The sequence below is a fragment of the Leucobacter triazinivorans genome, from assembly GCF_004208635.1.
GTDB classification, from domain to species: domain Bacteria; phylum Actinomycetota; class Actinomycetes; order Actinomycetales; family Microbacteriaceae; genus Leucobacter; species Leucobacter triazinivorans.
In genome coordinates this window covers 2,058,922-2,072,841 of the sequence record NZ_CP035806.1, presented here as the reverse complement: position 1 = coordinate 2,072,841, position 13,920 = coordinate 2,058,922, and the positions used below count along the sequence as shown (strand labels likewise).

Genomic DNA, 13,920 nt, shown 5'->3' with positions numbered 1-13,920 from the left:
AACCCCCGACCGGTGGCGAGCACCGGGCGGGGGTTTCCGAGGAAGCGCGTTACTTCACGGCAGCCTTGAGCTTCGAGCCGACCGACACCTTCACGCGCTTGCCCGCGGGGATGTCGATGGTCTCGCCGGTGCGCGGGTTGCGGCCCGTGCGAGCAGCGGTGGTCGCGGTCTCGAAGGAGATCCAGCCGGGGATCGAGACCTTGTCGCCACCGGCGACGGTCTCGGAGACGGCGGCGAAGAAGCCGTCGACGACGCTGGAAACAGCGGCCTGGCTCTGGCCGGTCTCGGCGGCGATCTTCGCGACAAGCTCGGTCTTGTTGAGTGCCATGTTGTGTCCTTCCAGGGCGAAGACGCGATGCTCCCCAGCCCCTGATCGAGTTCAGGTATCCCTCCCGGTTTGGAAGGGTCCGATCGGTTGATCGCTACGAATCTACCCCACTTCGGCGGAATTCTGCGGAATCTGGCGGGGATTTCGCCATGCGGCGTGTCGCGCGGCGCCGCGCGGCGGCACCCGCAGCCGGGCCGTGCCGGGCCGGGGCCGCACGCGCGGCCGGGCACACGCCCGGACACGCCAACGGGCGCGGACCCCGCAGGATCCGCGCCCGTTCGCGCAGGCGACTCGTCGAGACGCCGCCGGAGTCTTACCAGCTCGACTTGGTGATGCCGGGCAGCTCGCCACGGTGCGCCATGTCGCGGAAGCGCACACGCGAGACGCCGTACTTCGACAGCACGCCGCGGGGGCGGCCGTCGATGACGTCGCGGCTGCGCACGCGCACCGGCGATGCGTTGCGGGGCAGCTTCTGCAGGCCCACGCGGGCGGCCTCGCGGCTCTCCTCGGTGCCGTTGGGGTCGACGAGGGCCTTCTTCAGCTCGAGGCGCTTCTCGGCGTAGCGGGCGACGATGGCCTGACGCTGCTTGTTCTTCGCAATCATGCTCTTCTTCGCCATGATTAACGCTCCTCTCGGAACTCGACGTGCTTGCGGATGACCGGATCGTACTTCTTGAGCACGAGGCGGTCAGGGGTGTTGCGGCGGTTCTTCTTGGTCACGTAGGTGAACCCGGTGCCTGCCGTCGAGCGGAGCTTGATGATCGGACGTACGTCCTTGTCCTTCGCCATTAGAACTTCACCCCACGCTTCTGTAGATCAGCCACGACGGCGTCGATGCCGCGGGCATCGATCACCTTGATGCCCTTGGCCGACAGGGTGAGGGTCACCTTGCGGCCGAGCGACGGCACGTAGTAGGTCTTCTTCTGGATGTTCGGATCGAACCGGCGCTTGGTGCGACGGTGCGAGTGCGAGATGTTGTGACCGAAGCCGGGAACGGCGCCGGTCACCTGGCACACTGCTGCCATGGTGTTTCCTCTCATACCGTGAGGCCGGACGGCCTCACCCAAGATTTCTTGTCTGCAGGAACCCCGGCCTGACGAGTCATTCCGGTCTCGAGCCGAGCGGCTCCCGCGGTCTGCGCACTGGGACGGCGCACAGCCAAAGAACAACTCTATGTCAGGATCCGCGCCTGCGCAAGCCGGGCGTGTCGCGCAATCCCCCGGGCCTCCCCGCCCGCGCCGCCCCGGCGCCGACCCGACCCGGCGCCGCCCCGGCCCGCCGCCGCCCCGGCCCGCCGTCGCTCGACCCGACCCGATTGCCCGCCCCCACTCCCTCCCCCGAAGTGGGAGTCGCGTTCTGCCGCTTCGCCCACCCCGATGCGGCAGAACGCGACTCCCAATTGAGAATGAAGCAGGTAGATGAGGCAGGAAGGAATAGAAGCGGCTCGTCGCGTGCGCCACGACGCGTAGGCTGGGCAGGTGGACGAGAGGCAGAACGAGCAGCCGGATCGGAACGCACCGGATCCCGCGGGACCGGATCGCTCGGCACCGGATCGGAACGCACCGGATCCCGCGGGACCGGATCGCTCGGCACCGGATCGGACAGGACCGGATCGCTCGGCACCAGAGCCCGCGGCATCGGATCGGACGGGACCGGATCGGCACGCACCGGATCGCACGGCGCCCGAGCCGGATCGCCGGGCGCGCATCCGCTACGTGGCGATCGGCGACAGCTTCACCGAGGGCGTCGGCGATGAGCGACCCGACGGCTCGGTGCGCGGCTGGGCAGATCTCGTCGCGCAGGGCATCGCCGATGCGACGGGGGAGCCGATCCAGTACGCGAATCTCGCGATCCGCGGCCGCCTGCTCGCCCCGATCATCGCCGAGCAGCTGGGCCCGGCGCTCGCGCTCGGCCCCACGCTCGTCAGCTTCAACGGCGGCGGCAACGACATGCTGCGCCCCGGCACCGATCTCGCCTGGATCGGCGCCGAGACCGAGCGCGCGCTCCTCCGCATCCGCGAGGCAGGCGCCGAGCCGCTGCTGCTCGCGGGAGCGAACCCCACAGCGGGTCTGCCCGGCGGCGCCCGTGTGCGGGCGAAGGGCGACGAACTGGTGCGACTCGCGGGCGCGATCGCCGAACGGCTCGGCATCCGCTTCGCCGACAACTGGAGCGACCCGGTACTGGCGGGCCCGCAGTACTGGTCGCCCGACCGGCTGCACCTCGCCCCGGTGGGGCATCACCGGGTCGCGGCGAACGTGCTGCGCGCACTGGAGATCGCACCGCCGCGGGCCTGGCAGATCGAGGCGGAGCCGATCCCGCGCCCCACCCGGCGCGAGCAGCTCGCCTACACCCGGGAGCACGTGGTGCCGTGGGTGAAGCGCCGCCTCACGGGGCGCTCGAGCGGCGACGGACGCTCCGCCAAGTACGCGGAGTGGACGTGGATCGTCCCGACGCCGCCCGCCGGCGCCGAGGCCGAGGTCTCCCCGCACGACGCGTAGCGCGCCGGGCCGGCCCCCGGCCCCCTGGCCCTCGCCACCGCACGCCGCTAGGGTGAACCCCATGGTGGGCTACAGGTATCTCGGCAACAGCGGCTTCAAGATCTCGGAGATCACCTACGGGAACTGGATCACCCACGGCTCGCAGATCGACGACGACGCGGCGAGCGCAACGGTTCGCGCCGCCCTCGATGCGGGCATCACCACCTTCGACACCGCCGATGTCTACGCCAATCTGCAGGCCGAAGCGGTGCTGGGCCGCGCGCTGAGCGGGCAGCGGCGCGAGGGCCTCGAGATCTTCACGAAGGTCTACTTCCCCACCGGCCCGAAGGGGCCGAACGACACCGGCCTCAGCCGCAAGCACATCATGGACTCCATCAACGGCTCGCTGCGCCGTCTGGGAACCGACTACGTTGACCTCTACCAGGCGCATCGCTTCGACGCGCAGACCCCGCTGGAAGAGACCTTCCAGGCGTTCGCGGACATCGTGCGCCAGGGCAAGGCGCTCTACATCGGCGTCTCGGAGTGGACCGCGGAGCAGCTGCGCGACGGACACGCCCTGGCGAAGGAGCTCGGCGTGCAGCTCATCTCGAACCAGCCCCAGTACTCGATGCTGTGGCGCGTCATCGAGGGCGAAGTGGTTCCCGCGTCGCAGGAGCTCGGGATCTCGCAGATCGTGTGGTCCCCGATGGCGCAGGGCGTGCTGTCGGGCAAGTACCTGCCGGGGCGCGCAGCACCCACGGGCTCGCGCGCCACCGATGAGCAGGGCGGCGCGAAGTTCATCGAGGCCTTCCTGCGCGACGAGGTGCTGCAGGCGGTGCAGCGGTTGCGCCCGATCGCAGAGGCGGCCGGCCTCACGATGCCGCAGCTCGCGATCGCGTGGGTGCTGCAGAACCCGAACGTGGCCTCGGCGCTCGTGGGCGCCTCGAGACCGGAGCAGCTCGCCGAGACAGTGCAGGCGTCGGGCGTGCGGCTCGACGCCGACACGCTCGCGGCGATCGACCGCGCCCTCGACGGCGCGGTGTTCGACGACCCTCGGCACACCTCGACGATGGCGCCCCAGTCCCGGCTCAGCTGAGGAGCCGCGGGGGCCTCGGTTTCGACTCGCAGCGCTCGCTCAACCAGCGGCGGGCGCGCTCCGCTCAACCGGCGGGAGGCTGCGCTCGCTCGACCAGCGGGAGGGCGCGCTCCGCTCAACCGGCGGCGGGCCCGGCAGCCTTGAGCCCCGAACCCGTGAGGATCACGACCGTCGTCTCGTCGGGCCGGATCGCCCCCTCCTCGAGCAGTCGACCGGTGGCCGCTGCGGCCGTTGCGCTGGTCGGCTCCGTGTAGAGGCCCCGGCGGGCGAGCGCCCCGTGCGCCTCCAGGATCCCGGCCTCGGGCACGGCGACCGACGCGCCCCCGCTGCGGCGCACCGCGGCCACGAGCCCGCTGAGGCGCAGCGGGCTCCGGATCGCGGTGCCCTCCGCGATGGTCGGCAGCACGGGCCGGTCGCGGTCGCCCCGCAGCGCGGCGTCCACCGGAGAGCAGTTCAGGGGCTGCGCCGCGTACAACCGCGGAAGGCGCGGGATCGCTCCCGCGCGCCGCAGCTCTTCGAAGCCGAAGAAGCAGCCGAGGAGGGTGCTCCCGGCACCCACGGGCATCACGACCGCATCGGGTGCGCGGAATCCGAGGTCCTCCCAGAGCTCGTAGGCGAGCGTCTTCGTGCCCTCGAGGAAGAGGGGCTGCCAGTTGTGGCTCGCGTAGAAGCCCTCGCCGCGCTCGGCCGCGGCGATCGCAGTGGCCTGGGAGGCCTCGCGGGGCCCGGGAACGGGCACGATCCGCGCCCCGTACGCGCGCGACTGCGCGAGCTTGGCCGGTGAGGTCGACGCGGGGGCGAACACGGTGACGTCGAGCCCGCCCGCGGCGCCGTAGGCCGCGATCGCCGCGCCTCCGTTGCCGGAGCTGTCCTCGATCACGGCGCGCACGCCCTGCCGGCGCAGCGCCGACAGCATCACGCTCGCACCGCGGTCCTTGAAGCTGCCGCTCGGCGAGAACCACTCGAGCTTGAATCGCGGCTTTCCGCCCGCCCACTCGCGCTCCACGAGCGGCGTGCGCCCCTCGCCGAGGGAGATGGGATGCTCGATATCGAGCGCGAGGGCCGCGCGGTACCGCCACAGGCCGCGCGCGGCCGTGTCGATGTCGGCAGGGCCGATCCCGCCGCCCCCGGTGACGAGCAGCGGCCCTCCCGAGTCGGAGCGCCAGCGCGGCTCGTGCAGCGGATAGCGGGCGCCGGTCGCGGGATCGAGATAGGCGGGTGCGCCGGTCGAGGATCCGTCCGGTGCACCCGCCCCCTCATCGCGCGTCGTCACGGCTCAACTGTTCTCGGATCCACCGCCCGCAGCACCGCCCGCAGCACCGCCCGCAGCACCGCCCGCAGCAGCGACGGCGGCGGCGCCGCCCGCGGCCGCGGCTGTCGGGCCGGCACCGCCGGGGTCGGTCGCGCCCGGCCCGGCGTCCGCCTTTCCGCCCCGCGCCGCGGCGAAGCGGGCCATGCGGCGCCCGAACCAGGACACCGCGAGGTTGATCGCCAGATAGATCACCACGGCGACGAGCCAGAAGGTGAACATGTAGCCGTTGCCGTAGTAGTTGGCCATGTCCTTCACCGTCTTGGCCAGCTCGGGGTAGGCGACGATGTAGCCGAGCGAGGTGTCCTTCAGCAGCACCACCATCTGGGCGATGAGGATCGGCAGCATCTGCACGAAGGCCTGCGGGAACTCGATCATGAGCCGCGTGCGCACCGGGGTGAGGCCGATGGAGAGGCCCGCCTCGCGCTGCCCCTTGTTGAGCGAGACGATGCCGGCGCGCAGCGCCTCCCCCACGATGGCCCCGTTGTAGATGATGAGCGCGATCACCACGGCCCAGAAGGCCCCGGTCGAGGCCACGAGCAGGATGAAGAGCATCATGAGCAGCACGGGCATGCCGCGGAAGAACTCCAGCAGCACGGTGGTCGGGATGCGGATCAGTGCGGTGTCGGCGAGCCGGCCGAAGGCGAAGAGCACCCCGACGAGCAGCGCGCCGACCATGGCCACCGCTGCGGCGCGCAGCGTGTTCCAGACGCCGGAGCCGATGTACCGCCAGACCTCCCCGTAGGCGAGCACGTCCCAGCGGGACGCGCTGAGCATGCTCGGGGTGACGTTGCCGTTGACGGCGACCTGGGGCTGCGCGAGCCGCCAGACCACCCAGCCGAGCAGCGCGGCCACCGCGATCACGCCCACGACCGAGATGATGCGCGAGCGCGTGCGGGCCCTCGGCCCCGGGGCGTCGTAGAGAACCGTTGCGTGAGTCATCGCAGCACCCGCACCTTCTTCTCGATCTGCCCGGCGATGAGGCCGAGCGGAATGGTGATGAGCAGATAGAAGCAGGCCACACCGATGAGGATCGGGATCACCGCCTGGCCGTTGGCGTTGGTGAGCTGCCGCGCCGTGGCGAAGAGCTCGACCACGAAGAAGCCGCCGGCCACCGAGGTGTTCTTCGTGAGCGCGATGAACACGTTGATGAGCGGCGGCACGACCATGCGCAGCGCCTGGGGCAGCACGATCAGCGTGAGCGTCTGACCGAACGCGAGCCCGATCGATCGGGCGGCCTCGGCCTGCCCCACGGGCACGCCGTTGATGCCGCTGCGCAGCGCCTCGGCCACGAACGGCGAGGTGTAGATGGCGAGCCCGATCGACGCGAGCACCTCGTACGGGGGCTTGCTCGTCGCGATGAGCGGCAGCACGAAGACCATGAAGAACAGGAGCAGCGTCAGCGGGATGTTGCGCACGAGCTCCGTGTACACCGTGGCGAAGGCGCGCAGCGACGCGACGGGGGAGATGCGCATGGTGGCGACGATGAGGCCGATCACCATCGCGCCGAGGCCGCCGAAGAGCAGCAGCCTGAGGGTCATGAGGAACCCGGCGAACACGTCGTCGGCGTTCGCGATCAGCACGTCCACGGGTGAGGATCCCTTCGTTGGGAGTCGGTGGGTGCGGGTGCGCCGGGCGGTCGCGTCATCGCGCCCGCCCGGCGGCCCGACTCAGTAGCGGTCGATCATGGGCGGCTCGGGCGTCGAGAGCACCGTGCCCGCGGTGCGATCCCACGCCGCGGCCCACTCGCCGTCCTCGAACGACTGCTCGAGCACGTCGTTGATGAAGTTGCGGAAGTCGTCGTCGTCCTTCTGCAGCCCGATGCCGTACGGCTCCTCGGTGAAGGGGTTGTCGATGACCTCGAACTCGCCCTGGTTCTGATCCGCCAGACCCGCGAGGATCACGTTATCGGTCGACACCGCCACCACTTCGCCGGAGCGCAGCGGCTCGAGGCAGTTCGAGTAGGTGTCGGTCGCGAGCACCTCGACGCCGGCGTCCTTGAGGTTCTGCTCGGAGGTCGAGCCGGTGACCGAGCAGACCTTCTCGCCCGCCACGTCGTCGATACCGGTGATGCCGTCCGGGTTGCCCTCGAGCACCAGCAGATCCTGACCCGCGAGATAGTAGGGCCCGGCGAACGAGATCACCTGCTTGCGCTCGTCGTTGATCGTGTACGTGGCGACGACGATGTCGACCTCGCCGTTCTCGATGAAGGGCTCGCGATTGGCCGAGACCGCCTCCTTCCACTCGATCTGGTCCTCGGAGAGGCCGAGATTCGCGGCGATGAGCTTGCCGATCTCGACGTCGAAGCCCTCGGGAGTGCCCGACGGGCCCATCAGGCCGAACAGGGGCTGGTCGAACTTGGTGCCGATCGTGATCTTGCCCGCCTCGTTCAGCGCCGCCATCGTGGTGCCCTCCTCGAAGGAGGTCTCCTCGACCGGAGCCGGCCCGGCATCATCGCCCTCGGCGTCCCCCGGGGAGCCGGACGCGCACGCGGAGAGCGCCAGCGCGCCCGCGGCCACGATCACTGCTGCATACTTTGCGATTCGCATGAGATTCCTGCCTTCTCTTCGTTGGGGGTCCGGTTCGTGCCGATCCCTCTGATGTCGCTCCGGTCCGGCGCGGTGGCGCCCGCCCGGCGCGGTCTGGGTGGTCAGTGGTTGAGGATCTTCGAGAGGAAGTCCTTGGCCCGGGAGGTCTGGGGATCGGTGAAGAACTGCTCGGGCGTCGCCTCCTCCACGATCTGCCCGTCCGACATGAAGATGATGCGATCCGCCGCCCGCCGGGCGAAGCCCATCTCGTGGGTGACGACGACCATCGTCATGCCGTCGTTGGCCAGACTGATCATCACGTCGAGCACCTCGTTGATCATCTCGGGGTCGAGCGCGCTCGTCGGTTCGTCGAGCAGGATCAGCTTCGGGTCCATCGCGAGGGAGCGCGCGATCGCGACGCGCTGCTGCTGGCCGCCCGACAGCTGCGACGGCAGCTTCTTCGCCTGGTTGGCGATGCCGACCCGGTCGAGCAGCGCCATCGCTTTCTCCTCCGCCGCCTTGCGGCTCATGCCGCGCACCTTGATGGGACCGAGGGTGACGTTCTCGAGGATCGTCTTGTGCGCGAAGAGATTGAACGACTGGAAGACCATGCCCACGTCGGCGCGGAGCTTCGCGAGCCCCTTGCCCTCTTCGGGCAGCGGCTCGCCGTCGATCGTGATGGTGCCGGAGTCGATGGTCTCCAGGCGGTTGATCGCCCGGCACAGCGTCGACTTGCCCGACCCGGAGGGACCGAGCACCACGACCACCTCGCCGCGGCCCACCTGGGTATTGATGCTGTTCAGCACATGCAGCTCGCCGTAGTGCTTGTTCACGTCACTGATGATGACCAGTGGTTCCCGATCGTCGCGAGCCACCCTGATCGCTGTCGTCTTTGCCATGGGGCAGATACTAGGACGATTCGCGGCCGGGGAACAGGGTCTTGCGCCCATCCTCCAAAACGCTTGACCCGCGCCCACGAATGCCTGTTCACCGGCAAGAAAGCCGCGGGATCGAGCACCACGGGATCGATCCCGCACCCGCGAATCTGAGAAATCGTTACCATTCCGTATCTCAATCGGCAGCGGGCCCGGGCACGCAGCTGCGCCCGCCGCTCGAGTGCGAGCAGCGGGCGCAGCGACGGTGCGGATCGCCGGCGCGCTCCAGTGCGCGACGGCGACCGGCGCTCACTCCGCCGGGGGCATCAGCACGCCGTCGATCAGGTAGACGGTCGCATTGGCGGTCTGCACGCCGCCGCAGACGACGGCGGCGTCGTTGACCATGAGCTCGTCGCCCGAGCCGGTCACCTCGAGGTCGCGGCCCTCCACGGTCATGTGCGCTCCGGCGATGTCGGCCGGCTCGATCTGTCCCGGTACCACGTGGTAGGTGAGGATCTCGGTGAGCAGGTCGCTGTCGGTCTGCAGCGTCTCGATGGTGGCGGCGTCGATCTTGTCGAAGGCGTCGTCGACCGGCGCGAACACCGTGAACTCGTCGCTGTTCAGGGTGTCGACGAGGTTCACATCGGGGTTGAGCTGTCCGCTGACGGCCGCCACGAGCGTCGTGAGCATCGGGTTGTTCGACGCTGCGACCGCCACGGGATCCTGCGACATGCCCTGAATCGAGCCATCGCCATCGGGCACGGCCTCGGCGTAGGCGGCGCAGCCCGGTCCCACGAGGTTCGCAGCGGGGTCGGCCGCACCCATCGACGAGTCCGACTCCTCCGCCGGCGCGCTCTCCTGCATCTGCTCCGAGCTCTGATCCTCGGCCGCCTCGTCGGTCGACGCTCCCATCGCGCAGCCGGTCAGCATCGCGCTTCCGGCCAGCGTCAGCGCGAAGGCGGCGGCGAAGGTCTTCCTCTTCGTGAACATGATTCCTCCTCTGATGGTGATCCGCAGAATTCCGCGGCTTGTCTCGGTCTTCGGAGCCGTCACGAGATCGGATGGGAAATTCGTCGCAGAAGTTTCGCGGGCGTTCGCAGACCGCCGCCGCGGGCCGTCGGCACCGCCCCGTCCCATCCGTTCCGCGCACCGCTCCGAATGACTCGGCAAACAGGAGGGTTGCTCATGGATATCGTGCTCATCGGTCTGCTCGGCGGATTGATCACCGGCATCTCGCCGTGCATTCTGCCGGTGCTGCCGGTCATCTTCTTGACGGCGGGCGCCCGCCCGGCGGCGCCCGGCAAGACGCCTGAGGTGATCGCCGCGAAGCGGAGTCGGCCCTATTGGATCATCGCCGGGCTCGTGCTGAGCTTCTCGGTGGTGACGCTGATCGGATCACTGCTGCTGGGGCTGCTGGGCATCCCGCCGAGCGCGATCCGCTGGGCGGGTGTGGCGGTGCTGCTGATCATCGGCGCGGGTATGCTCTTCCCCGGGTTCGAGCAGCTGCTCGAGCGGCCGTTCCAGCGCCTTCCCCGCCGGCGCGCCGCGGAGGGCGGCAACGGCTTCGGCATGGGCCTCGCGCTCGGCACCGTGTTCGTCCCCTGCGCCGGACCGGTGCTCGCCGCGATCATCGTCGCGGGCGCGACGGGCCGGATCGGGCCCGAGACCGTGCTCCTGACCCTCTCGTTCGCCGTCGGCGTCGCGCTCCCGCTGCTCGTGTTCGCACTCGCCGGGCGCGGCGTGGCCGAGCGCATCCGCGGCTTCCGCAGGCGAGAGCGCACCATCCGCGTCGTGGGCGGCGTCGCGCTCATCGCCCTCGCCGCGGGCCTCGCCTTCGACGTGCCGCAGAAGCTGCAACGGCTGCTCCCCGACTACACCTCCGGCGTCCAGCGGGACCTGGCCGAGAGCGACGCCGGGAGGAGCGCCCTCTCCCTCGGGGGCCTCGTCACCGACGAGAACCGGGATCTCGACCGCTGCGAGAACGGCGCCGCCGAGCTCGCCTCGTGCGGCGCGGCACCCGCGATCAGGGGGATCGAGACCTGGCTCAATACGCCGAACGGCGAAGCGCTCGATCTCGACGCGCTCAGGAGCCAGGTCGTGCTGATCGACTTCTGGGCGTACTCCTGCATCAACTGCCAGCGGTCGATCCCGCACGTCGTGGCCTGGGACGAGGCCTACGGCGACCAGGGGCTCACCGTGATCGGCGTGCACTCGCCCGAGTACGCCTTCGAGAAGGAGCGGGCGAACGTCGAGGCGGGCATCGACGACTTCGGCATCGAGTACCCGGTCGCGATGGACAACTCGCTCTCGACCTGGACCGCCTACCGCAACCGCTACTGGCCCGCCCACTATCTGATCGACGCCGAGGGCACCGTGCGCCACATCTCGTTCGGGGAGGGCAACTACGCCGTCACCGAGAAGCTCATGCGCGAGCTGCTCGAGGAGGCGCGCCCGGACGACGCGCTGCCCGCCAAGACCGAGGTGACCGACCGCACCCCCGAACTCGGCAGCACCACGCCCGAGACCTTCCTCGGCTCGTCGAAGGACCGCAACTTCGCCGGCCCCGAGGCGTATCGGGCGGGCGACGGCGACTACGCGTTCCCCAGTCGGCAGGACGTCGACACCTTCGCGCTCGACGGGCGGTGGACGGTGGAGACGCAGTTCGCGACCCCGCAAGACAGGGCGGGCGGCGACATCCGCCTGCGATATCGCGCGCAGGAGGTGCGGGCGGTGGTGGCGGGCAGCGGCACGCTCGAGATCGGCGTCGGCGGCGCCACCCGCACCGTCGAGGTCGGCGGGCCGCCGCGCTCGTACCGCGTGGTGGAGGACGGCGACCCCGACACGGGCACCCTCGATCTCCGGGTGCCCGAGGGCGTGCAGGTCTACTCGTTCACCTTCGGGTAGGGAGTGCGCCCGAGATGCGACGACTCGCAGTCGCGACACGAAGACGGAGTGGAGGTGGATGCGGCATGCTGGACACGATGGTCATCGACGGAATCGAGATAGCGGACGACGGCGCGGGCCCGGATCCCGCCGACGAGGCGCTCGCACTCGCGGCGCACGGCGATCAGCGCGCCTTCGCCGACCTCTACGATCTGCTGTCCGCCCGGGTGTTCGGCCTGATCCTCCGGGTGCTGGTCGACCGCTCGCAGAGCGAGGAGGTGCTGCAGGAGGTCTTCCTCGAGGCGTGGCAGACCGCGACCGCGTTCGACCCGGATCGGGGCAGCGCGCGAGCGTGGCTCCTCACCATCGCGCACCGCCGCGCCGTCGACCGCGTCCGCTCCTCCCGGGCGGCGCGGCGCCGCGACCTCGCAGTCGGAGCGCGGGAGCTGGCCCGCACGCACGCCGGCGTCGACGACGAGGTGGCGCTGATGATCGACGGCGGTCGCGCGGTGCGCGGGCTGGACGAGCTCCCGGAGGCCCAGCGCAGGGCGCTCGTACTCGCCTACTTCGGCGGATACACCCAGAGCGAGATCTCCGCCCTCGAGGGGGCTCCGCTCGGCACGGTCAAGACGCGCATCCGCGATGGTTTGACCCGACTCAGGACCGCATTGGAGGCGACGCGATGAACGAGCAGCACTTCCGCGAGCTCTCCGCCGCACGGGCGCTGCACGCGCTCTCACCCGAGGAGGAGCGCGCGTTCTCGGAAGCGCTCGCGGCGCACCCCGAGTGGCAGCGGGTGGTCGACGAGGATCTCGAGACCGCGGGGAGCCTCGGCGCCGCGTCCGCCGCGGCTGAGCCGCCGGCCGCGTCGCGCGCCGCGATCCTCGATCTCGTCTCGCGCAGCCCCCAGTTCGAACCGCCCGCGCAGGACGCGCGCGGCGGCGCCCCGGGCGCGGCGCACGACGCCCCGGAGCCCCGGAACGCACCCGCACCACCAGGGGGCGGCGCGTCGCCCGAGGCGGACGCCCCCCGCGCCCGACGCCGCGCGGGATGGTTCGCACTCGCGGCATCGATCGCGGTGCTGCTGGCCGTCGCGATCGCGCTGCCGCTGCGCGGCGCGCTCGAGGCGCAGGACCCGGTGACCATCGCGCTGCAGCAGGTGGGTTCGGCCGGCGATGCGCGCACGTCGACGGTCGAGTTGGCGGACGGCGGCGAGGCGACGCTGCACTGGTCCGATTCCGAGCAGCAGGCGGTGCTGGTCGCCGACGGCATGCAGCCCGCCCCCGACGATCACGACTACGAACTGTGGATCGTGCGTGGCGACCAGCCGATTTCTCTCGGCGTCATGCGCGCGGAGGACGACGGGGACGCGGCGGTGCTCGCGGACGGCTTCGAGCCGGGGGATGCGGTCGCCGTCACGGTGGAGCAGCAGGGCGGATCGCCCACGGGCCTGCCGACGACCGACCCAGTCGTCGTCATCGCCACCGCGTGACCCCCGGGCGGGGGTCGCGGTGCGCGATCGGCTCCAAGGGGTAGTGGGAGTACGCGGTCAGTGACCGGAGGGCGGGCTGCCCCGCGTGGTGGTCGTGCCAGATAGCCGTTGTCAGTGAATGGAAGTGGAGGCGGGACGCCACCCGTGGAGGCGGAATCCCACCCACAGGGAACGGGCCGAACCGTCGATCCGCACGCTCGAGCAGCTCTCTGATAGAGACTGAACGGGTCATTCTCTTTTCCCACTCGGCACGTCGGAGAACGCTCTCCTTTCGCTAATTGCTTGCCGTACGCGTGTGCCAGCTCTTGGGAGAAGCCGGAGACCAGCCTCGACACCCGGATCGCGGTGAGCGCTTTTCGGGTTGAACTTCGCACAAAGAGGCGGCAGAAGATCTGAGACAAGCTCATCTGCGTCCACTCGACAGCATCTCGAGCGCCCCCGACGCATGAGGTCCGGTGCACGGTCAGTGGGTCCTACTCACCGCTTCGAGCGTCGGCGTCCTACTTCGCGGCAAGCTTGCCTTTGGCTCACAGTCAGCGTGGCACCATCTCGGCGCTGAGTTGGCCTGCGCATAGCGTGCATGGCACTTCTGGCTGCAGGACGTTGAAGTTCGGGGCATGATCTCCATCGATGGGGTGCGACTCGTACGCATCCCATCGGATGCAGCTCAGCCCGTACTCCTCACCATGTGGAGACCGTACCGACCCGCACCCAAACGCACTTTGCGGCTTGGGTGCGGGGCTATCCGACGTTCTTGGGAGCGTTCGAGCGAATTAGCTCCGAGAGATCGACGTATGCTCGCCTGAATCGGCCGAGGTGCCGACGCCACTTCGCGCGATTCGCCGCGACTCGAAGAGGAAGTAGACCGATGCGAGTCCGAGCGGGACCACCTCGCGGGCTACCCCCAAGGGCGTCGTGAAGATGGCCGACGT

Annotated in this window: 15 protein-coding genes; 5 read left to right on the top strand and 10 right to left on the bottom strand. The window is 70.1% G+C overall.

Annotated elements, in window-relative coordinates; all coding sequences use genetic code 11:
- Positions 1 to 49: 49 nt before the first annotated feature.
- The 4 genes from EVS81_RS09460 to rpmB form a co-directional block, all read right to left on the bottom strand.
- On the bottom strand, positions 50 to 328 hold the full coding sequence (locus EVS81_RS09460) for an HU family DNA-binding protein (RefSeq protein ID WP_053383214.1): 279 nt from the start codon (positions 326 to 328) through the stop codon (positions 50 to 52).
- A gap of 313 nt (positions 329 to 641) precedes the next feature.
- On the bottom strand, positions 642 to 947 hold the full coding sequence (gene rpsN, locus EVS81_RS09455; protein ID WP_130110170.1) for a 30S ribosomal protein S14: 306 nt from the start codon (positions 945 to 947) through the stop codon (positions 642 to 644).
- Positions 948 to 949: 2 nt separating this feature from the next.
- A complete protein-coding gene (gene rpmG, locus EVS81_RS09450) occupies positions 950 to 1,117 on the bottom strand; it encodes a 50S ribosomal protein L33 (protein WP_017884003.1) in 168 nt (55 codons plus the stop codon).
- Positions 1,117 to 1,353, bottom strand: a complete 237-nt coding sequence (gene rpmB, locus EVS81_RS09445) for a 50S ribosomal protein L28 (protein ID WP_105805590.1) — start codon at positions 1,351 to 1,353, stop codon at positions 1,117 to 1,119. The genes rpmG and rpmB overlap by 1 nt, the downstream gene beginning before the upstream one ends.
- Positions 1,354 to 2,034: 681 nt before the next feature.
- Here rpmB and EVS81_RS09440 point away from each other — a divergent pair.
- A complete protein-coding gene (locus EVS81_RS09440) occupies positions 2,035 to 2,826 on the top strand; it encodes an SGNH/GDSL hydrolase family protein (RefSeq protein ID WP_130111377.1) in 792 nt (263 codons plus the stop codon).
- A 61-nt stretch (positions 2,827 to 2,887) separates the two neighbouring features.
- Entirely contained in the window at positions 2,888 to 3,901 is a 1,014-nt protein-coding gene (locus EVS81_RS09435; protein WP_130110169.1) for an aldo/keto reductase family protein, read from the top strand.
- A gap of 115 nt (positions 3,902 to 4,016) precedes the next feature.
- Here the strand turns inward: EVS81_RS09435 and EVS81_RS09430 are convergent, their stop codons facing one another.
- The 6 genes from EVS81_RS09430 to EVS81_RS09405 form a co-directional block, all read right to left on the bottom strand.
- Entirely contained in the window at positions 4,017 to 5,174 is a 1,158-nt protein-coding gene (locus EVS81_RS09430; RefSeq protein ID WP_130110168.1) for a pyridoxal-phosphate dependent enzyme, read from the bottom strand.
- 3 nt (positions 5,175 to 5,177) lie between these two features.
- Positions 5,178 to 6,152: an amino acid ABC transporter permease gene (locus tag EVS81_RS09425; protein ID WP_130110167.1), complete on the bottom strand. Its 975-nt coding sequence runs from the start codon at positions 6,150 to 6,152 to the stop codon at positions 5,178 to 5,180.
- Entirely contained in the window at positions 6,149 to 6,799 is a 651-nt protein-coding gene (locus EVS81_RS09420; RefSeq protein WP_130110166.1) for an amino acid ABC transporter permease, read from the bottom strand. Before EVS81_RS09420 ends, EVS81_RS09425 begins: the two co-directional genes overlap by 4 nt.
- An 81-nt stretch (positions 6,800 to 6,880) precedes the next feature.
- Positions 6,881 to 7,759: a glutamate ABC transporter substrate-binding protein gene (locus EVS81_RS09415; protein ID WP_130110165.1), complete on the bottom strand. Its 879-nt coding sequence runs from the start codon at positions 7,757 to 7,759 to the stop codon at positions 6,881 to 6,883.
- 101 nt (positions 7,760 to 7,860) lie between these two features.
- Entirely contained in the window at positions 7,861 to 8,637 is a 777-nt protein-coding gene (locus EVS81_RS09410; protein WP_130110164.1) for an amino acid ABC transporter ATP-binding protein, read from the bottom strand.
- A gap of 285 nt (positions 8,638 to 8,922) precedes the next feature.
- Positions 8,923 to 9,603 carry a fasciclin domain-containing protein gene (locus EVS81_RS09405; protein ID WP_130110163.1) on the bottom strand — a complete coding sequence of 227 codons (681 nt, stop codon included), beginning with the start codon at positions 9,601 to 9,603 and terminating at the stop codon, positions 8,923 to 8,925.
- A gap of 195 nt (positions 9,604 to 9,798) precedes the next feature.
- Here EVS81_RS09405 and EVS81_RS09400 point away from each other — a divergent pair, with 195 nt between their 5' ends.
- The 3 genes from EVS81_RS09400 to EVS81_RS09390 all read left to right on the top strand — a co-directional run bounded on the left by EVS81_RS09400 (position 9,799) and on the right by EVS81_RS09390 (position 12,988).
- Complete coding sequence (locus EVS81_RS09400; RefSeq protein WP_130110162.1) at positions 9,799 to 11,517, top strand: cytochrome c biogenesis protein CcdA; 1,719 nt, start codon at positions 9,799 to 9,801, stop codon at positions 11,515 to 11,517.
- Positions 11,518 to 11,582: 65 nt separating this feature from the next.
- Complete coding sequence (locus tag EVS81_RS09395; protein ID WP_240739794.1) at positions 11,583 to 12,182, top strand: sigma-70 family RNA polymerase sigma factor; 600 nt, start codon at positions 11,583 to 11,585, stop codon at positions 12,180 to 12,182.
- Positions 12,179 to 12,988 (top strand): anti-sigma factor, encoded by an 810-nt coding sequence (locus EVS81_RS09390; protein ID WP_130110161.1) that lies wholly within the window; start codon positions 12,179 to 12,181, stop codon positions 12,986 to 12,988. Before EVS81_RS09395 ends, EVS81_RS09390 begins: the two co-directional genes overlap by 4 nt.
- The last annotated feature ends 932 nt before the right edge of the window (positions 12,989 to 13,920 follow it).